Annotated in this window: 15 protein-coding genes; 13 read left to right on the top strand and 2 right to left on the bottom strand. The window is 68.7% G+C overall.

The window, feature by feature from the left end; translation table 11 throughout:
* Window positions 1-245 precede the first annotated feature (245 nt).
* From typA to KQY30_RS12030, 6 genes are all read left to right on the top strand, one after another.
* The gene (typA, locus tag KQY30_RS12055; protein ID WP_217306821.1) at window positions 246-2,120 is read left to right on the top strand and encodes a translational GTPase TypA; all 1,875 of its coding nucleotides are present in this window, start codon (window positions 246-248) and stop codon (window positions 2,118-2,120) included.
* A gap of 583 nt (window positions 2,121-2,703) precedes the next feature.
* The gene (locus KQY30_RS12050) at window positions 2,704-3,735 is read left to right on the top strand and encodes an ABC transporter permease (RefSeq protein ID WP_217306820.1); all 1,032 of its coding nucleotides are present in this window, start codon (window positions 2,704-2,706) and stop codon (window positions 3,733-3,735) included.
* Window positions 3,736-3,833: 98 nt separating this feature from the next.
* On the top strand, window positions 3,834-5,633 hold the full coding sequence (locus tag KQY30_RS12045; RefSeq protein ID WP_217306819.1) for an ABC transporter substrate-binding protein: 1,800 nt from the start codon (window positions 3,834-3,836) through the stop codon (window positions 5,631-5,633).
* A gap of 113 nt (window positions 5,634-5,746) precedes the next feature.
* The gene (locus tag KQY30_RS12040; protein WP_217306818.1) at window positions 5,747-6,724 is read left to right on the top strand and encodes an ABC transporter permease; all 978 of its coding nucleotides are present in this window, start codon (window positions 5,747-5,749) and stop codon (window positions 6,722-6,724) included.
* A gap of 10 nt (window positions 6,725-6,734) precedes the next feature.
* A complete protein-coding gene (locus KQY30_RS12035) occupies window positions 6,735-7,796 on the top strand; it encodes an ABC transporter ATP-binding protein (RefSeq protein ID WP_217306817.1) in 1,062 nt (353 codons plus the stop codon).
* Window positions 7,797-7,821: 25 nt separating this feature from the next.
* The gene (locus tag KQY30_RS12030) at window positions 7,822-8,955 is read left to right on the top strand and encodes an ABC transporter ATP-binding protein (RefSeq protein WP_217306816.1); all 1,134 of its coding nucleotides are present in this window, start codon (window positions 7,822-7,824) and stop codon (window positions 8,953-8,955) included.
* An 86-nt stretch (window positions 8,956-9,041) separates the two neighbouring features.
* Here KQY30_RS12030 and KQY30_RS12025 read toward each other — a convergent pair whose 3' ends face one another.
* Window positions 9,042-9,800: a nucleotidyltransferase domain-containing protein gene (locus KQY30_RS12025; RefSeq protein ID WP_217306815.1), complete on the bottom strand. Its 759-nt coding sequence runs from the start codon at window positions 9,798-9,800 to the stop codon at window positions 9,042-9,044.
* 136 nt (window positions 9,801-9,936) lie between these two features.
* Between KQY30_RS12025 and KQY30_RS12020 the strand changes: the two genes are divergently transcribed.
* From KQY30_RS12020 to KQY30_RS11995, 6 genes are all read left to right on the top strand, one after another.
* Entirely contained in the window at window positions 9,937-10,866 is a 930-nt protein-coding gene (locus KQY30_RS12020) for a GNAT family N-acetyltransferase (protein WP_217306814.1), read from the top strand.
* Window positions 10,867-10,963: 97 nt separating this feature from the next.
* Window positions 10,964-12,613, top strand: coding sequence for an ABC transporter substrate-binding protein (locus tag KQY30_RS12015; protein WP_217306813.1), 1,650 nt, complete (start codon window positions 10,964-10,966; stop codon window positions 12,611-12,613).
* A 4-nt stretch (window positions 12,614-12,617) separates the two neighbouring features.
* Window positions 12,618-13,541 carry an ABC transporter permease gene (locus KQY30_RS12010; RefSeq protein WP_217306812.1) on the top strand — a complete coding sequence of 308 codons (924 nt, stop codon included), beginning with the start codon at window positions 12,618-12,620 and terminating at the stop codon, window positions 13,539-13,541.
* Entirely contained in the window at window positions 13,534-14,475 is a 942-nt protein-coding gene (locus tag KQY30_RS12005) for an ABC transporter permease (RefSeq protein WP_217306811.1), read from the top strand. The genes KQY30_RS12010 and KQY30_RS12005 overlap by 8 nt, the downstream gene beginning before the upstream one ends.
* A gap of 66 nt (window positions 14,476-14,541) precedes the next feature.
* A complete protein-coding gene (locus KQY30_RS12000) occupies window positions 14,542-15,516 on the top strand; it encodes an ABC transporter ATP-binding protein (protein ID WP_217306810.1) in 975 nt (324 codons plus the stop codon).
* On the top strand, window positions 15,509-16,555 hold the full coding sequence (locus tag KQY30_RS11995) for an ABC transporter ATP-binding protein (protein WP_217306809.1): 1,047 nt from the start codon (window positions 15,509-15,511) through the stop codon (window positions 16,553-16,555). The genes KQY30_RS12000 and KQY30_RS11995 overlap by 8 nt, the downstream gene beginning before the upstream one ends.
* Window positions 16,556-16,711: 156 nt before the next feature.
* Here the strand turns inward: KQY30_RS11995 and KQY30_RS11990 are convergent, their stop codons facing one another.
* Window positions 16,712-18,892: a prolyl oligopeptidase family serine peptidase gene (locus KQY30_RS11990; protein ID WP_217306808.1), complete on the bottom strand. Its 2,181-nt coding sequence runs from the start codon at window positions 18,890-18,892 to the stop codon at window positions 16,712-16,714.
* 157 nt (window positions 18,893-19,049) lie between these two features.
* Between KQY30_RS11990 and KQY30_RS11985 the strand changes: the two genes are divergently transcribed.
* Window positions 19,050-19,244: a hypothetical protein gene (locus tag KQY30_RS11985; RefSeq protein ID WP_046497980.1), complete on the top strand. Its 195-nt coding sequence runs from the start codon at window positions 19,050-19,052 to the stop codon at window positions 19,242-19,244.
* Window positions 19,245-19,375: the final 131 nt, after the last annotated feature.

Below are 19,375 nucleotides of genomic sequence, written 5' to 3'. Positions count from 1 at the left end.
GCCCACCGCCCGATCAATTCGCTTGCCCGCCGGCCTGCCCGGCGGGCAAGCTCGTATCCGTCCCTGACCCGGGCAGCTCCACACCCCCAGCACCACCGGCGACTCCGGGAACCGGCCTCTTCGATCGGGCCGGGAACCCCATGACAGCTCCGCCCCGTACCATGGGACGAGCCGTGGCGTGTCAGCCCGGCGGGCGTACGAGGAAAGAACGCCGCATCCCACGATCGAGAGAAGCGCCAGCCAGCATGCCCACGCGCCACGACATCCGTAACGTCGCCATCGTCGCCCACGTCGACCATGGCAAGACCACTCTGGTCGACGCCATGCTGAAGCAGGCCGGCGCCTTCGCCGCGCACGCCGCCGAGCAACTCGACGACCGGATGATGGACTCGAACGACCTGGAGCGTGAGAAGGGCATCACGATCCTGGCCAAGAACACCGCCGTGAAGTACCACCCCAAGACCGGCGGCGACCCGATCACCATCAACATCATCGACACCCCCGGCCACGCCGACTTCGGCGGCGAGGTCGAGCGCGGTCTCTCCATGGTCGACGCGGTCGTGCTGCTCGTCGACGCCTCCGAGGGCCCGCTCCCGCAGACCCGCTTCGTGCTCCGCAAGGCGCTCCAGGCGAAGATGCCGGTCATCCTCTGCATCAACAAGACGGACCGCCCCGACTCCCGGATCGCCGAGGTCGTCGACGAGACGTACGACCTCTTCCTCGACCTGGACGCCACCGAGGAGCAGATCGAGTTCCCGATCGTCTACGCCTGCGCGCGGGACGGGGTCGCCTCGCTGACCAAGCCCGAGGACGGCACGGTGCCGGCCGACAGCACCAATCTGGAGCCGTTCTTCCACACGATCCTGTCGCATGTCCCGGCTCCGGAGTACGACGAGTCCGCGCCGCTCCAGGCGCATGTCACCAACCTGGACGCCGACAACTTCCTCGGCCGTATCGCCCTGTGCCGGGTCGAGCAGGGCGAGCTGAAGAAGGGCCAGACCGTCACCTGGATCAAGCGTGACGGCTCCAAGTCCAATGTCCGGATCACCGAGCTGCTGATGACCGAGGCGCTCACCCGCAAGCCGGCCGAGAAGGCGGGCCCCGGCGACATCTGCGCCATCGCCGGTATCCCGGACATCATGATCGGCGAGACCCTCGCCGACACCGAGAACCCCATCGCGCTGCCGCTGATCACGGTCGACGAGCCGGCGATCTCGATGACCATCGGTACGAACACCTCGCCGCTGGTCGGCAAGGGCGGCAAGGGCCACAAGGTCACCGCCCGCCAGGTCAAGGACCGCCTCGACCGCGAGCTGATCGGCAATGTCTCGCTGCGGGTCCTGGACACCGAGCGCCCCGACGCCTGGGAGGTGCAGGGCCGCGGTGAGCTGGCGCTGGCCATCCTGGTCGAGCAGATGCGCCGGGAGGGCTTCGAGCTGACCGTCGGCAAGCCCGAGGTGGTCACCAAGCAGGTCGACGGCAAGACGCACGAGCCGATCGAGCGCATGACGATCGACTCCCCCGAGGAGCACCTCGGCGCCATCACCCAGCTCATGGCCACCCGCAAGGGCCGTATGGAGACCATGACCAACCATGGCTCGGGCTGGATCCGCATGGAGTGGATCGTTCCTTCCCGCGGCCTGATCGGCTTCCGTACGGAGTTCCTGACCCAGACCCGCGGCACTGGTATCGCCCACTCGATCTTCGAGGGCCACGAGCCGTGGTTCGGCGAGCTGCGCACCCGTAACAACGGCTCGCTCGTCGCGGACCGCGCCGGTACGGTCACGCCCTTCGCGATGATCAACCTCCAGGAGCGCGGGGTCATCTTCACCGAGGCCGGCACCGAGGTCTACGAAGGCATGATCATCGGTGAGAACTCGCGCTCCGACGACATGGACGTGAATATCACCAAGGAGAAGAAACTCACCAATATGCGGGCCGCCTCCGCGGACTCCACCGAGAATGTGGTGCCGCCGCGGAAACTCTCGCTGGAGCAGTCCCTGGAATTCTGCCGGGACGACGAGTGCATCGAGGTGACCCCGGAGACGGTACGCATCCGCAAGGTCGTCCTGGACCAGAAGGAGCGCGGTCGCGCCGCCTCCCGCGCCAAGCACGGCTGACGCCCCGCCGAGCACAGCGCATGAACGGCCCGGCCCCCGCGGATCATCGCGGGGGCCGGGCCGTTGGGCTGTGCGGCCTTCGTCACCCCGCCGGGACGGAGGGGCCTTTGTCCGGTTCTGGCAGGTCACGGCCGCGGACACATCCGGCCGCCTTCACCATGTCCGGCCGCCTTGACGTCAAGTCCGTTTTTGCGGATCGCGTCCGATTATCGGTGGGTGCTCACCGGATGGTGTGTTAACGGTCCGTTTCGCGGGTGTCTGCCTGGGATAACTTTGTCCGGATTTCGGGCGGACGGGGGGTGTCGATGTTGCCAAAACGAGACCCTTTAAGTGTGGTTTACGGCCCGGTCGTACTTAATAGTTGGCCATTGAGCTCGGGTCAATGGGTCAAGCGCTATGGGGAGCGTCGACTCACGAGCACACTCGGGGTACTACCAACGCGTGCTGTCAGGGGTGTCAGCGCGCGTAGACAGTGCCCTTCTTGTAGTGACAAGTGGACTCATGAGGAGGACCCCATGCGTGGTGCCATAAGCACCGAATGGGTCGGGCGCGCGGTTGTGATCCCCACGGGGGAAGAGCGATCGTGACAAGTCCAGTACAGACCGAGGACGCCTCGTCGTCCACCGCCCCCGGCACGCCCGACGTGTCGAAGGACGGGACCCAGGAGGCCAAGACGCTCGCCGGGCTGTCGCCCGGCCAGTTGATGTGGCGCCGCTTCAAGCGTGACCGTACCGGGGTCGTCTCCGCCGTCATCGTCATCTTCTTCTTCGCGATCGCGCTGCTCGCGCCCGTGATCAAGATGCTGTACGGCAAGGACCCTTACACCCTCTACGGGCAGGACAGCCTTGACCTGCTCGACGAGTTCAACATGCCGACCGGCACCTTCGGCGGTATGTCGGCCGACCACTGGTTCGGTATCGAGCCCAACCTCGGCCGCGATGTGTTCATGCAGCTCATCTACGGCATGCGCACGTCGATCTACACCGCGCTGGCCGCGACCGTCCTGATCGTCATCGTGGGTGTGCTGATCGGGCTCGTCGGCGGCTACTTCGGCGGGAAGGTCGACTACTGGCTCGGCCGGCTGACCGACTTCCTGCTGGGCTTCCCCAGCCAGCTCTTCTTCATCGCCTCCATGCCGGTGGTGGTGGCGGCCTTTGTCCGTCCGGACGAGGAGACCCCCACCGCTCTTCGCGCCGGTGCCATCGTCGCGGTGCTGTCGTTCCTCGGCTGGATGGGGCTCTCCCGGCTGATCCGCGCCGCCACCCTCTCCCTGCGTGAGCGGGAGTTCGTGGAGGCCGCCAAGATCGCGGGTGCTTCGCCCTGGCGCATCATCCGCAAGGAACTGCTGCCCAACCTGGTCACACCGATCCTGGTGCAGGCCACCCTGCAGCTCCCGTCCACGATCCTCTCGGTGGCCTTCCTCTCCTATGTGGGTGTCGGCTTCGTCGAACCCACCCCCGACTGGGGCCGGATGTTCGCGACCGGTGCGGGCATCTACGAGCAGGACCCGGCCTACATGATCTTCCCGGGTGTCGCCATGGTCATCTTCGTCGTGGCGTTCAACCTTCTCGGCGACTCGGTTCGAGACGCCTTCGACCCGAAGTCCGGACGCTGACGTTCAGCCGAGGGGCTGCTGCCACCCGGGCGCCGGTCCAGACCGGATGCGCCAGGCAGCACAGTTGGATCACTACTGACAGATAGGTACTCATCACCATGAGCATCTTTGGCACGCGCAAGACACGCGCTGTCGTCGTCGCCCTGGCGGCCGGCTCACTGGCGCTGACCGCCTGCGGCGGCAACAGCGACAGCGGGACCAAGGACAAGAGCAAGACCCAGGAGGATGCCGCCAAGCAGTCGCAGGCGGTCATCTTCGGTGACGCGGCGGCCTCCACGGGCCCGGCGCCCGAGGTCCCCGGTGCCAGGGCCGGCGGCACGGCGACGGTCTACCAGGACTCCGACTTCTCCCACCTGGACCCGGGTCAGACCTATGTCTCGGACGGGAAGCTGCTGGACCGTCTGATCCAGCGCGGTCTGACGCAGTACGCGGAGGACGACAACGGCCGGCTGACCCTCGTCGGCGACCTGGCCACCGACTCCGGCAAGACGACCGACGGCGGCAAGAGCTGGACCTTCACCCTCAAGGACGGGCTGAAGGACCAGAACGGCAACGCCATCACCTCGGCCGACGTCCGCCACAGCATCGAGCGTCTCTACGCCCCGTTCATCACGGACGGCCCGACCTACGTTCAGGCGTGGCTCTCCGGCGCGGGCACCACCTACCGCAAGGCGCTGCCGGACGGACCGTACAAGGGCAAGCACCTGCCCGACTCGGTCCTGGCGACCCCGGACGCCAAGACGGTCGTCTTCAAGTTCAAGGAAGCCCACCCCGACCTGCCGCAGGCGCTCGCGATGCCCGGCTACTCCCTGGTGCCCGCCAAGACGGACACCAAGGAGAAGTACGACACGGCTCCGGTCGCGACCGGCCCGTACAAGATCGCGGACTTCAAGCCGGGCAAGTCGATGACGCTCGTCAAGAACGAGAACTGGGACCCGAAGACCGACTCGGTCCGTCACCAGTACGTCGACGGCTTCAACATCCAGTACAACCACGACGACGACGACCAGACCAAGACCATCCTGGCCGACCGCGGCGAGGCCAAGAACGCCGTGATGTTCACCGGCCAGGTCTCCACCAACCAGGTCCGCAACGTCGTCAACGACGCCGAGGCGATGAAGCGCACGATCCAGGGCTACGCCCCGTACGTGTGGCAGCTCAACTTCAACCTGGACCGGATGAAGGACAAGAAGGTCCGGGACGCCATCACCTACGCCCTGCCGAGCGCCCAGATATACAAGCTCGACGGCGGTGCGTACGGCGGTGAGACCGCGACCGGTCTGATCTCCCCGACCACCCCGGGCTACGAGAAGAACTACGACCCCTTCGGCAAGCTCAAGAAGCCGAACGGTGACGTCGAGAAGGCCAAGGCGCTCATCAAGGAAGCCGGCGCCGAGGGCCAGAAGGTCGTCTACGCGTACGGCAACACCCCCGTCCGCCAGCAGCAGGCCGTCGTCATCGCCGACCGTCTGAAGGCGATCGGTCTTGACGTCGTCAAGAAGGAGATCGACTCCGCCACCTGGTACGAGCAGGTCGGCAAGGTCGACAACGGCCTGGACCTCTACATGACCGGCTGGGGCCAGGACTGGCCGTCCGCCTCCACGGTCATCCCGCCGCTCTACGACGGCAAGCAGATCCAGGACGGCTCCTCGGTCTACTCGCACATCAACGACCCCAAGGTCAACTCCGAGATCCAGCGCATCCTGAAGATCTCGGACCCGGCCGAGGCCCAGAAGGCGTGGACCGCGCTGCACCACGACATCGTGGAGCGGATCAACCCCGCGGCGCCGATCTACTTCACCAAGGTGTTCCAGATCTTCGGCTCCAACGTCGGCGGTATCCGGTACTCCACGGACTCCAGCTACGTCGACGTGACGCGCATCTTCCTGAAGAAGTAATCAGTGTGAAGGCCGGACCCGGAGGTGCGCACCCGGCGGAGTGCGCACCTCCGGTCCGCCGATTCCATCTCTCGGCCCCCTCACAGCCGCCGTCCTGAGAGCAGCGACCTGCCATGCTTCAATTCCTCATTCGCCGGGCGTTCGGCGCAGTCCTGACCCTTTTCCTGATCAGTGCCGTCACGTTCTTCATGTTCTTCGCGATCCCGCAGGACCCCGCCCTGCTCGCGTGTGGCAAGAACTGCACTCCGGACGCCCTGGCGGTCATCCATCAGAACCTCGGCCTCGACAAGCCGGTGCCCGTACAGTTCTGGGACTTCATGGTCGGCATCTTCGCCGGCCGGGACTTCGCCGTCGGCCACTGCCCGGCTCCCTGCTTCGGTATCTCGTTCGCCAACCAGCAGAACGTGTGGGACACCATCCTCGACCGGTTCCCGCTGACGCTCTCCCTCTCGGTCGGCGGACTCATCGTCTTCCTGATCGTGGGCCTGGGCGCGGGCATGATCGCCGCGGCGAAGAAGGGCACCGCGACCGACAAGGTGTTCAGCTCGGCCTCACTGGTGCTCAGCTCCCTCCAGATCTACTTCCTCGGCCCGGTCGTGCTCGGCCTGTTCGTCTACAGCACCGGCTGGCTGGACAAGCCCAAGTGGGTCCCGATCAGCGAGAGCGTCACCGGCTGGTTCATGGGGCTGCTGATCCCCTGGCTGGTGATCTCGGTGATCTTCACGGCCAACTACACGCGTATGTCCCGGTCGACCATGATCGAACAGCTTCAGGAAGAACATGTCAGAGCGGCCCGTGCCAAGGGCATGAGCCGCAGCTATGTCTTCTTCCGCTACGCCTGGCGCGGTTCGCTCATCCCCATCGTCACCATCCTCGGCATGGACCTCGGCGCCCTCTTCGGAGGCGCCATCGTCACCGAGTTCACCTTCGGACTGCCCGGTATCGGCAGGCTCGCCGTCGACTCCGTACGGGACAAGGACCTGCCGCTGACCATGGGCGTCATGGTCTTCAGCGCCGCCTTCATCCTTCTGTTCAATGTCATCGTGGACGCCATGTACGCCCTTATCGACCCGCGCGTACGCCTGTCCTAGGAGAACGACCGTGACCACACTCACCAAGACCGAGGAAACCCCGGCCCCGAACGCGGCGGACCCGTTCCTTTCGGTGCGCGATCTGCGTGTCCACTTCTCCACCGAGGACGGCGTCGTCAAGGCCGTGAACGGACTCTCCTTCGACCTGGAGCGCGGCAAGACGCTCGGTATCGTCGGCGAGTCGGGCTCCGGCAAGTCGGTGACCAACCTGTCCATCCTGGGGCTGCACAACCCGCAGTCGACGACCGTCTCGGGCGAGATCCTGCTGGACGGGCAGGACCTCACGGATGTCTCGGGCAGGCAGCTCGAAGCGCTCCGCGGCAACAAGATGGCGATGATCTTCCAGGACGCGCTGACCGCCCTCTCGCCGTACTACACCGTCGGCCGGCAGATCTCCGAGCCGTACATGAAGCACACCGGCGCCTCCAAGAAGGAGGCCCGCGCACGGGCGATCGAGATGCTGGGCAAGGTCGGCATCCCGGACCCGAAGAACCGCGTGGACGACTACCCCCACCAGTTCTCCGGCGGTATGCGCCAGCGCGCGATGATCGCCATGTCGCTGGTGTGCAACCCGGAACTGCTGATCGCCGACGAGCCGACCACCGCCCTGGACGTCACCGTCCAGGCGCAGATCCTCGATCTGCTCAAGGACCTCCAGCAGGAGTTCGGCTCCGCGATCATCCTGATCACCCATGACCTGGGCGTCGTCGCCAATTTCGTGGACGATCTGCTGGTGATGTACGCGGGGCGCGCCGTCGAGCGCGGCTCCGTGCGCGAGGTGCTCAAGCAGCCGCAGCACCCCTACACCTGGGGCCTGCTCAGCTCGATGCCGCGTCTCTCGTCCAATGTGGGCGAGCAGCTCCAGCCGATTCCCGGCAGCCCGCCCAGCCTGCTGAACCCGCCGTCCGGCTGTGCGTTCCACCCGCGCTGTGCCTACGCCGAGCTGGTGGACGGCGGCCTGTGCACCCACGAGCGCCCGCTGCTCCCGGACGGGCGCGGCGCGGCCTGCCACCTTCCGGCGGACCGCAAGCAGCAGGTTTTCATCGAGAAGATTCAGCCCCGGCTGGGCTGATGTACCGGCAACTGGGGCTATGACCATGAGTGAGAACAACACGACCACCCCCGTCACGGACGCGGCGACCCCGCGCCGTGACCCCGTCCCGTCGGGCGAGCCGCTGCTCGAAGCGAAGGGCCTGACCAAACACTTCCCGATCTACGGCGGCTTCCCCATCAAGCGGAAGGTCGGCGCGGTCCAGGCCGTCGACGGTGTGGACCTGAGCGTCTACCCCGGCGAGAGCCTCGGCCTCGTCGGCGAGTCGGGCTGCGGCAAGTCGACCACGGGCCGGCTGCTCACCCGGCTGATGGAGCCGACCGGCGGCACCATCACGTACAACGGCCGGGACATCACCCGCGCCAACCGCAAGCAGCTCGCGCCGATCAGGTCCGAGATCCAGATGATCTTCCAGGACCCGTACGCCTCGCTCAACCCGCGGCAGACGGTCGGCACGATCATCTCCAGCCCGATGGAGATCAACGGCATCAACCCGCCCGGCGGCCGTGAGGCCCGGGTGCGGGAGCTGCTGGAGACCGTCGGTCTCAACCCGGAGCACTTCAACCGCTTCCCGCACGAGTTCTCCGGCGGCCAGCGCCAGCGCATCGGTGTGGCGCGCGCGCTCGCGCTGCAGCCCAAGCTGATCATCGCGGACGAGCCGGTCTCCGCGCTGGACGTCTCCATCCAGGCGCAGGTCGTCAATCTGCTCCAGGACCTCCAGCGCGATCTCGGTATCGCCTTTGTCTTCATCGCCCACGACCTGGCGATCGTGCGGCACTTCTCGCAGCGGGTCGCGGTGATGTACCTGGGCAAGGTGGTGGAGGTCGCGGACCGCGACTCGCTGTACGAGCGGCCCCGCCACCCGTACACCCACGCCCTGCTCTCGGCGGTGCCCGAGGCGGATCTCGACGTGGACCGCAAGGAGCGGATCCGGCTCGCCGGTGACGTGCCCTCGCCGATCATGCCGCCGTCCGGCTGCCGGTTCCGTACGCGCTGCTGGAAGGCGCAGGACAAGTGCGCGACGGAGGAGCCGCCGCTGCTCCAGATCGCCGGCAACCGCGAGGGACATCTGACGGCGTGCCACTTCCCGGAGGAGCCGACGACCGAGGCGCGGGACGAGGACGTCGTACTGGACCCGGCGCTGGTGGCGATGGAGAAGGAGCTGTCCGACGAGGCGTGAGCTTCCGCGGCATCTCGCTGAGACGGTGTGAGGCCCGCGTACGAGGACTTCCTCGGCGCGGGCCTCTGCCTTTCGGATCGGTCGGCTCAGCCGGCCGGGCCGAGCGCTCTTTCGATGCCCTGCCTGACGAACTCCCGTGCCAGTTCGCCGCGTTGCACGAGCCAGTCGTCGGCGATGGGCATTTCCCGCGGCGGACCGTATCTGCGGCGGTGGATGTCCTCGGTGACCCCGGCCGGCGCGCCCTGCGCGCGCAGCTCGTCGAGGGCCTCGCGCTTGGTGACGAGCCGCCCCTCCCGCAGGGTCACCGACGCCCGCGCGAAGGTCAGCATGCCCGCGTCGACCCAGATGTCACGGCCCCACAGCTCGCGCTTGGCGGTGACGGGAAGCCAGTAACCGCGCAGCTCGTCCCGGATGAACTCCACCAGCTCCGTGTCGCTCACCGGCGGGACCAGCCCGGCCGGCGGCGGACCGCTCAACACGCGGGCTCCCAGCTCCAGTTCGCGCCGGGCCACCGGAGTCACCGGCCGTTCGAACCACTCGCCCAGCGCCCAGGTCGGATGCGGCCGCGTGGTGTCCGCCACCGCGGGCAGCGGCAGATAGGTGCAGTGCAGCGAGCCGCCCAACGGCTCCTCGGCGACGATCCGCCGGTGCAGATCGCGCAGCCGCTCCTCCTGTACGGGAGTGAGCGGGGCGTCCGTCAGCGCCACCAGATCCAGATCGCTCCTGCCGGGCCGGAAATCCCCCAGCGCCAGTGAGCCATGCGCCCAGAGCGCCGCCGGGGGCGCCACGGCGCTCATTCCGTCGGCGAAGCGGGTCAGCAGGCGCGTCACCTCGGTGTCCTCCATGCCGCTCACCCTCGCACACCGCCCCGTACCGCCGTCCCCGTACGCCCCCGATTCCGTACCGCCTCCGGTCCGGCGCCGTACCGGCACCGCGGAAAAGCCGTTGCACGGCGGTCCGGGCCCGGCCGACAGTGGCCGTATGCCCCTTTCCATACGCCCCGCCGCCCTCGACGACGCCCCCGCCATCCGCGATCTCCTCAATGTCATCGACACCATCGAGATCGGCCGGCCCGAGACCGAACTGCACCAGGTGACGGCCGACCTCAGGCACCCCGAGGCGGACCTCGCGCGTGACTCCTGGCTCGCCCACGAGGACGGCGAACTGGTGGGGTACGGACTGCTCTGGGACGACTCCGGCGCCGAGCGCGTCGACATCGACCACTATGTGCTGCCGGGCCGGGACACCGCCGCGGTCCGGATGTTCGAGCTGATGGAGGCGCGTGCCGCCGAGCGCGCCCGCGGCAACGGCGCCGGGCGGGCCGTCGTGCATCTCCATCTCAATATCGACCCCACCCTGGACACCGCGGTCATCCTGGACCGCGGCTGGCAGCGCGTACGCCGCTACCAGGTGATGGCCCGCGAGGTCTCCGAGGCCACCTGCCCGCCGCCCGTACCGCCACAGGGCGTGACCCTGCGGGCGTGCACCGCCGAGGACGACCGCAGGCGGGCGCACGAGCTGATGGAGCGCACCTTCGCCGAGCACTTCGACCACCAGCCGCGGACGTACGAGAAGTGGCTGGCCGATCTGGACCCCGAGCGGTTCGACTGGTCGCTGGTCTGGATCGCCGCCGTCGAGGGGCTGGGCGACGCCGGTCTGCTGGTCAGCCGCAACGACCGCGAGGCACAGGGCTGGATCGGCAATGTCGGGGTGGTCAAGGAGGCCCGTGGCCGGGGGCTCGGGGGGTATCTGCTCCGCCACGCCTTCGCGGTCTTCGCCGGTCTCGGCCGCGACGAGGTCGGTCTCGGGGTGGACACCCGGAACGCCACGGGCGCGCTGCGGCTGTACGAGGCCCATGGCATGACCCTGCATTACTCGGTCGACACCTGGGAGGTCACACTCCCGGTCTGACGGGCACGCCCGTACAGCCGTCACGGCGTGCGGAAGATCAACACCTGGGGTGTATTGGGGGGCACGGAGGACCCGCCCGACGAGGAGGCACCCTGGGATGCGCCCCGCCGCACACGCCAAGCGCACCGCCCGCGCGGTGACCGTCCCCCTCGCCGTCGCCCTCGCCGTCGTCCCCACCGCGACGGCCTGCGGCGGAGGCGCCGTCCCCGCCGGCGGCCCCGACGGAGTCCTCTCCTCCTCCTGGGGCGACCCGCAGAACCCCCTCGAACCGGCCAACACCAATGAGGTCCAGGGCGGCAAGGTCCTCGACATGATCTTCCGGGGCCTCAAGCGGTACGACCCGAAGACCGGCGAGGCGCGCGATGTCCTCGCCGAGCGCATCGACACCACCGACTCGACGCACTTCACCGTCACCGTCCGGGACGGCTGGACCTTCAGCAACGGCGAGAAGGTCACCGCGAAGTCGTTCGTGGACGCCTGGAACTACGGCGCGCACCTCAAGAACAACCAGAAGAACGCCTACTTCTTCGAGTACATCGAGGGGTACGACCAGGTCCACCCCGTCTCGGGCAGCCCCACCGCCGACACCCTGTCCGGTCTCCGGGTCACCGGACCGCGCACCTTCACCGTCACCCTCTCCCAGCGCTTCTCCACCTGGCCCGACACCCTCGGCTACGCCGCCTTCGCACCCCTGCCCCGGGCCTTCTTCGACCACCACGCCGACTGGCTCGCCAAGCCGGTCGGCAACGGCCCGTACGCCGTCCTGGACTACACCCGTGGCGCCCAGATGTCGCTGCGCACCTGGAAGGGCTATCCGGGCAGCGACAAGGCCCGCAACGGCGGTGTGGACCTCCGGGTCTACACGGACAACAACACCGCCTACACCGATCTGGTCTCCGGCAATCTCGACCTCCTCGACGACGTCCCCGCCGCGCAGCTCAAGAACGCGAAGGCCGACCTCGAAGGCCGCTACATCAACAGCCCCGCCGGCATCCTCCAGACCCTCGCCTTCCCCTACTACGACCCGGCCTGGAACACCCCGGGCGCCGTCAAGGTCCGCACCGGACTCTCCATGGCCATCAACCGCCGTCAGATCACCGAGACGATCTTCCGCGGCACCCGCACCCCCGCCACCGACTGGACCTCCCCGGTCCTCGGCACGGACGGCGGCCACAAGGCCGGACTCTGCGGCAAAGCCTGCCACTTCGACCCGGCCGCGGCGAAGAAGCTGGTCGCGGAGGGCGGCGGCATCCCCGGCGGCCGGCTCACCATCACGTACAACGCCGACACCGGCTCCCACAAGCAGTGGGTCGACGCGGTCTGCAACAGCGTCAACAACACCCTGGGCAACGACAAGTCGTGTGCCGGCAGCCCGGTCGGCACCTTCGCCGACTTCCGCGACCGGATCGGCAGGAAGAAGCTGACCGGCCCCTTCCGGGCGGGCTGGCAGATGGACTATCCGCTGATCCAGAACTTCCTCCAGCCGCTCTACTACACCAACGCCTCGTCCAACGACGGCAAATGGAGCGACGCCCGGTTCGATCGGCTGGTCAACGAGGCCAACGCCGATACGGACATGGCGACGGCGGTCCGTACGTTCCAGCGGGCCGAAGCGGTCGTACGGGACCAGATGGCGGCCATCCCGCTCTGGTACCAGAACGGCAGCGCGGGATACACGGCCCGGCTCTCGCACGTGGAGCTGAACCCCTTCAGCGTCCCGGTCTACGACCGGATCGAGGTCGCCTGACCCCATGGGACGTTACGCGGTCCGCCGCCTGCTCCAGATGATCCCGGTCTTCGCCGGTGCCACCCTGCTGGTCTTCCTGATGGTCCATGTGATGGGCGACCCGGTCGCGGGGCTGTGCGGCGAGCGGCAGTGCGACCCGGCGACCGAGGGCCGGCTGCGCCAGGAGTTCGGCCTCGACAAGCCGGTGTGGCAGCAGTACGCGACGTACATGGCGCATGTGTTCACGGGGGACTTCGGGACCGCCTTCAACGGGCAGAAGGTCATCGACCTGATGGCGTCGGCCTTCCCGGTCACCATTCGGCTCACCCTCGTGGCCGTCGTCTTCGAAGTCGTCATCGGGGTCGCGCTCGGTGTGGTCATGGGGCTGCGCAGGGGCCGCCCGGTCGACACCTCCGTACTGCTGCTGACCCTGGTCGTCATCGCCGTACCGACCTTTGTGACCGGTCTGCTGGCGCAGCTCGTGTTCGGTGTGACGTGGAAGCTCGTCCAGCCGTCGGTCTCCTTCACAGCGCCACTGGACGAACTGCTGCTGCCGGGGCTGGTGCTGGCCTCGGTCTCGCTGGCCTACGTCACCCGGCTGACCCGGACCTCGATCGCCGAGAACGCCCGCGCCGACTATGTCCGTACGGCCGTCGCCAAGGGCCTGCCCCGGCACCGCGTGATCACCCGGCATCTGCTGCGCAACTCGCTGATCCCGGTGGTCACCTTCATCGGTACGGACATCGGCGCGCTGATGGGCGGCGCCATCGTCACCGAGCGGATCTTCAATATCCACGGGGTCGGATTCCAGCTCTACCAAGGCATTCTCCGGCAGAACACCCAGACCGTCGTCGGCTTCGTCACCGTCCTGATCATTGTCTTCCTGCTGGCGAATCTGCTGGTCGACCTCCTGTACGCCGTACTCGACCCGAGGATCCGGTATGCCTGAGCCCCAGCGCGCCTGCCCGGCCGGAGCCGTAGTCGCCACCCTGGAGGCACCACTGCCGCACCCCGGCGGCGGTGCCTCCACCGTCCGGAAGCCGCGCGGCCTCTGGTCCGACGCCTGGCACGATCTGCGCCGGAACCCCGTCTTCGTCGTCTCGGCGCTGGTGATCCTCTTCCTGGTGGCCATCGCCGTCTGGCCGTCCCTGATCGCGAGCCGCAACCCGCTCTCCTGCGATCTCGCGCTGGCCCAGGAGGGGGCCAGGCCCGGCCATCCCTTCGGCTTCAACGGGCAGGGCTGCGACGTCTATACGCGTACCGTCCACGGCGCCAGGACCTCGGTCGTCGTCGGCGTGCTCGCCACCCTCGGGGTCGCGGTCACCGGTTCCGTGCTGGGCGCCCTGGCGGGCTTCTTCGGCGGGGCCTGGGACGCGGTGCTCTCCCGGATCACCGATGTGTTCTTCGGGATCCCGGTGGTGCTCGGCGGTCTGGTGCTGCTGTCCGTGGTGAGCAGTTCGACCGTCTGGCCGGTGATCGGCTTCATGGTGCTGCTGGGCTGGCCGCAGATCTCCCGGATCGCCCGCGGCTCCGTCATCACCGTCGGACAGAACGACTACGTCCAGGCGGCGCGGGCGCTCGGCGCGTCCCCCGCCCGCATCCTTCTCCGGCACATCCTGCCCAACGCCGTCGCGCCGGTGATCGTCGTGGCGACCATCGCGCTGGGTACGTTCATCGCGCTGGAGGCGACCCTCTCGTATCTCGGCGTGGGGCTGAAACCGCCGACCGTGTCCTGGGGGATCGACATCTCGGACGCCTCGCCGTACATCCGCAACTCCCCGCACATGCTGCTCTGGCCGGCCGGTGCGCTGGCGGTCACCGTGCTCGCGTTCATCATGCTCGGCGACGCGGTGCGCGACGCCCTCGACCCCAAGCTGCGCTAGATCCGGCCCGACGCACGCCCCCCACACACGCCCCGACGCACGCCTCGAAGCAAGGGAGTTACCGCCGTGCTGCTCGAAGTACGCGATCTGTCCGTGGAGTTCCGCACCCGCGACGGGATCGCCCGGGCCGTCAACGGCGTCGGCTTCGGAGTGGACGCCGGTGAGACGCTCGCCGTGCTCGGCGAGTCCGGCTCGGGCAAGTCCGTCACCGCCCAGGCGGTCATGGGCATCCTGGACACCCCGCCCGCCCGGATCTCCGCCGGCGAAGTCCTCTTCCGGGGCCGCGATCTGCTCACGCTCCCCGAGGAGCGGCGGCGCGGGATCCGGGGCGCCGAGATGGCGATGATCTTCCAGGACGCGCTGTCCGCGCTCAACCCGGTGCTCAGCGTGGGTGCCCAGCTCGGCGAGATGTTCATCGTGCACCGGGGCATGTCCCGCAAGCGGGCGCGCGCCAAGGCGGTCGAGCTGATGGACCGGGTCGGGATCCCGGCGGCAAAGGACCGGGCGGGCGACTTTCCACATCAGTTCTCCGGCGGTATGCGCCAGCGCGTCATGATCGCGATGGCCCTCGCCCTGGAACCCGCGCTGATCATCGCCGACGAGCCGACGACCGCGCTCGATGTGACCGTCCAGGCCCAGATCATGGATCTGCTCGCCGAGCTGCGCCGCGAGCTGGACACCGCCCTGATCCTGATCACCCACGATCTGGGCGTGGTCGCGGACGCGGCCGACCGGATCGCGGTGATGTACGCGGGCCGGATCGTGGAGACCGCGCCGGTGCACGCCCTGTACAAGGCGCCGGCCCACCCGTACACCCGCGGTCTGCTCGACTCGGTCCCGCGGCTGGACCGCAAGGGCCGGGAGCTGTACGCGATCAAGGGCCTGCCGCCGAATCTGCTCCGTGTCCCGTCCGGCTGCGCCTTCCATCCCCGCTGCCCGGTCGCCCGGGACATCTGCCGTACGGACGAGCCGCCCCTCCTTGACGCGGGAGAGGGGCGGCGGAGTGCCTGCCACTTCTGGAGGGAGACCCTCGATGGCTGAGTCCGCCGAACCCGTGCTGGAGGTCACCGGCCTGGTGAAGCACTATCCGCTGACCCGGGGGATCGTCTTCAGAAAGCGGACCGGGGCGGTACGGGCCGTCGACGGTGTCTCCTTCTCGCTGGCCCGCGGCGAGACCCTCGGCATCGTGGGGGAGTCCGGCTGCGGCAAGTCGACCGTGGCGAAACTGCTGGTCGGCCTGGAGCGGCCCACCGCGGGCCGGATCCGCTACCGGGGCGAGGACATCACCCGGCTGTCCGGGCGCGCGCTGAAGGCGGTGCGCCGGAACATCCAGATGGTGTTCCAGGACCCGTACACCTCGCTCGACCCGCGGATGACCGTCGGCGACATCGTCGGGGAACCGTACGAGATCCATCCCGAGGCGGCGCCGAGAGGAGACCGGCGCCGCCGGGTGCGGGAACTGCTCGACGTGGTCGGGCTCAGTCCCGAGCACATCAACCGCTATCCGCACCAGTTCTCCGGCGGGCAGCGCCAGCGCATCGGGATCGCCCGGGGGCTCGCCCTGCGGCCGGAGGTGATCGTCGCCGACGAACCGGTCTCCGCCCTCGATGTCTCGGTGCAGGCGCAGGTCGTCAATCTGCTGGAGCGGCTGCAGAGCGAGTTCGGGCTGTCCTATGTGTTCATCGCCCATGACCTGTCGGTCGTACGGCACATCTCGGACCGGGTCGGGGTGATGTATCTGGGGCGGTTGGCCGAGACCGGTACCGACACCGAGATCTACGACCACCCCACGCACCCCTACACCCAGGCGCTGCTGTCCGCCGTACCGGTGCCCGATCCGGGGGCGCGCGAGCGGCGGGAGCGGATCATCCTGGCGGGCGAGGTGCCGTCCCCGGCGGCTCCGCCGTCCGGCTGCCGGTTCCGTACGCGCTGCTGGAAGGCGCGGGAGCGGTGCGCGGTGGAGGAACCGGTGCTGGCGGTTCCGGTGGCGCTGGCCACGCGGGGGCCCGCCGCGCATCCGTCGGCCTGTCACTTCGCGGAGGAGCGGCGGACCGTACCGGCGATGGGGAGCGAAAGGTAATAAAGCGCATCAATTTCGTTAACACGCAGGCAACTTGACGGACCCGGCACCGATATACGAACGCGTCAGGCTGAACAGCGTACGGCCGTGCGGGTGCCGTAGACCGGCCGGGACTCCGGGAGCCCCGGCCGGTCGCCGTATTCCGTGCCCGGCCGGTCAGTTCATCCCGAGCGACCGCTTCAGGAAGTCGACCTGGAGCAGCAGCAGGTTCTCCGCGATCTGCTCCTGCGGTGTCATATGCGTCACACCCGTGAGCGGCAGCACCTCATGGGGCCGGCCGGCGGCGAGCAGGGCCGCGGAGAGCTTGAGCGTATGTGCCACCACCACATTGTCGTCCGCCAGCCCATGGATGATCATCATGGGCCGGGCCGGCTCCTCCGGCGCCGACAGCCCCTCGTCCGTCACCAGTGAGTGCCGGGCATACACCTCGGGCTCCTCCTGTGGGGTCCCGAGATACCTCTCCTGGTAGTGGGTGTCGTAGAGCCGTAGATCGGAGACCGGAGCGCCCGCGACCGCCGCGTGGAACACATCCGGGCGGCGCAGCACCCCGAGCGCGGCGAGATAGCCGCCGAAGGACCAGCCGCGGATCGCCACCCGCCCCAGATCCAGCGGGAACCGCTCCGCGAGGGCATGCAGCGCCTCGACCTGGTCGTCCAGGCTCAGCAGCAGATTCCGGCTGACCGACTTCTCCCAGGCCGGGGAACGGCCCGGGGTGCCGCGGCCGTCCGCGACGATCACCGCGAACCCCTGGTCCGCGAACCACTGCGAGGTGAGATACGCGTTCTGCGAGGCGACCACCCGCTGACCGTGCGGGCCGCCGTAGGGATCCAGCAGAACCGGCAGCTTCCCCGCCGACTCCTCGTACCCGGTGGGCAGCAGCACCGCGCTCGGAATCCGGTGCGTCCCCGCCTCGGTGAGCCGCGCCCGGGCCGTCAGCACCGGCTTCTCGGCGTACGAGGCGACGGCGACGGGCGGCCTGCCCTCCCGGAGGACCTGTACGGACGAGCCCGCCGTGTCCGGGACGGACGAGACCAGCACGGTCACCCCGCCGGCGCGCACGGCCGAGTGCACGCCCGTTTCCGAAGAGACGCGTTCGACGCCCAGCTCGTTGACCCGGTACACATGAATCTGGCCAATTTCTGGATCACCCGCCTCCTCCCCGGAGGACGCCGAAACCAGGACATCATGCTCACCGATGTCCAGAACGGCACGCGGATGGAGTTGTGGACCGGTCAGGGCCCGGTCACCCACCACCAGGACCCGCGCGCCCCCCTCGTCGGCGAGCCGCACCAGCCGCCCGTCCGGCGCCCAGGCCGGCACTCCGGGTGACAGTTCGAGCCACGCCGGGTCCTCGTCCTGGTGTACGGTCCTGGTCGCGCCGGTCTCCGTGTCCACCGCGAGATGGAGCTGTCCGCGCTGGTCACGGCTCTGCACCAGCAGCAGCGGAGCGCCCGCGGACGACCAGTGGACCCGGGCCAGATACGGATAGCGCGCGCGGTCCCAGACCACCTCCGTACGCTCCGTGTCCGTGCCGTCGGCGCCGTCGGGGCCGTCCGCCGCTTCCAGGTCGATCAGGAAGAGCCGTACGTCGGCATTGGGCGTGCCCGTGGCGGGATAGGCGACCCGGGCCGGCTCCCGGTCGGGGTGCGCCGGATCCGAGATCCACCACCGCTGCACCGGAGAGGTGTCCACCCGGGCGACCAGCAGCCGGTCCGACTCGGGCGACCACCAGAAGCCGCGCGTACGGCTCATCTCCTCGGCGGCGATGAACTCGGCGAGCCCGTACGTGACATCCTCGCCCTCGCCGGGCCCGGGCCCGGCGAGTTCGCGGTCGCCCTCCCCGTCCGCTCCGGTCACCCGCAGCGCTCCCCGGGCCGCATAGGCGATGTGCCGCCCGTCGGGCGAGGGCCGCGGGTCGATCACCGGTCCCCGTACGGGCAGTTGGCGCGCCGTACCGGCCCGCAGCTCGGCCGCGTACAGCCGCCCGGAGAGCGCGAACGCGGCCAGTTCGACCGCGCTGTCCACCGCGTAACCGACGATTCCGCCCGCCCCTTCGCGGCTCCGCTCGCGCCGGGCCCTTTCCTCCGCGGAGAGTTGCTCCTCCGCGCCCGCCAGGAGGGCCGTGGGGTCCGCGGCGACCCGCTCGTGGCCCGTGGGGCCGGGGCCTTCGAGATCGAGCACCCAGAGGGCGTTGGCGCGGTCCGCCCCCGAGGCGGACCGCAGGAAGACGACCCGGGCGCCGTCGGGGGAGACCGTGAAGGCCCGGGGAGCGCCGAGCGTGAACCGCTGGGTCCTGGCGTACTGGCGTGGGAACGAGTGCTCTTGGCTCAAGGTCATACGACCGAAACTAGTGCTTGTGCGCCCCCCTGTGCTGCCGTGCACCGATCGATGCGTACGCACGGATAGTTATGATCCGTAGCGCAAGGTGGGTAGGAATCCGCTGGCACATGCATGCTGCGATTTCCCGACTGAATATTTATGGAGGTGAACCGCCGTGGCACTCTCGATTTCGGCGGTGGTGCTGCTGGCGATCATCGTCTTCCTGCTGGTCCGGAAATCCGGGCTCAAGGCCGGTCACGCGGTGGTCTGCATGCTGCTCGGCTTCTACATCGCCAGTTCGTCCATCGCGCCCACCATCAGCGAACTCACCACGAATGTGGCGGGGATGATCGGCGGGATCAAGTTCTGACGGCCCTCTGAAGGCTCTCCGGCGCTCCTCTGAGGCTCCCCTGAGGGTGTCGCTCGCCTGCCGCGGCCGGCCCCTGCGGCCGCCGCCCCACGACTGCCGCCTCCGTCTTCTGATCACCGACCGCTGACCAC

The organism is Streptomyces sp. GMY02, assembly GCF_019056675.1.
GTDB lineage: Bacteria > Actinomycetota > Actinomycetes > Streptomycetales > Streptomycetaceae > Streptomyces > Streptomyces odonnellii.
Note: the sequence above shows the minus strand (reverse complement) of the source record. Positions and strands in the feature narration are given on the sequence as shown.

What these genes read in the sequence shown, in the direction of transcription:
- KQY30_RS12045 (WP_217306819.1), top strand. Translation starts at nt 3,834, where the DNA reads ATGAGCATCTTTGGCACGCGCAAGACACGCGCTGTCGTCGTCGCCCTG.
- KQY30_RS12040 (WP_217306818.1), top strand. Translation starts at nt 5,747, where the DNA reads ATGCTTCAATTCCTCATTCGCCGGGCGTTCGGCGCAGTCCTGACCCTT.
- typA (WP_217306821.1), top strand. Translation starts at nt 246, where the DNA reads ATGCCCACGCGCCACGACATCCGTAACGTCGCCATCGTCGCCCACGTC.
- KQY30_RS12010 (WP_217306812.1), top strand. Translation starts at nt 12,618, where the DNA reads ATGGGACGTTACGCGGTCCGCCGCCTGCTCCAGATGATCCCGGTCTTC.
- KQY30_RS12020 (WP_217306814.1), top strand. Translation starts at nt 9,937, where the DNA reads ATGCCCCTTTCCATACGCCCCGCCGCCCTCGACGACGCCCCCGCCATC.
- KQY30_RS12025 (WP_217306815.1), bottom strand. Translation starts at nt 9,800, where the DNA reads ATGGAGGACACCGAGGTGACGCGCCTGCTGACCCGCTTCGCCGACGGA.
- KQY30_RS12030 (WP_217306816.1), top strand. Translation starts at nt 7,822, where the DNA reads ATGAGTGAGAACAACACGACCACCCCCGTCACGGACGCGGCGACCCCG.
- KQY30_RS11995 (WP_217306809.1), top strand. Translation starts at nt 15,509, where the DNA reads ATGGCTGAGTCCGCCGAACCCGTGCTGGAGGTCACCGGCCTGGTGAAG.
- KQY30_RS12015 (WP_217306813.1), top strand. Translation starts at nt 10,964, where the DNA reads ATGCGCCCCGCCGCACACGCCAAGCGCACCGCCCGCGCGGTGACCGTC.
- KQY30_RS11990 (WP_217306808.1), bottom strand. Translation starts at nt 18,892, where the DNA reads ATGACCTTGAGCCAAGAGCACTCGTTCCCACGCCAGTACGCCAGGACC.
- KQY30_RS12005 (WP_217306811.1), top strand. Translation starts at nt 13,534, where the DNA reads ATGCCTGAGCCCCAGCGCGCCTGCCCGGCCGGAGCCGTAGTCGCCACC.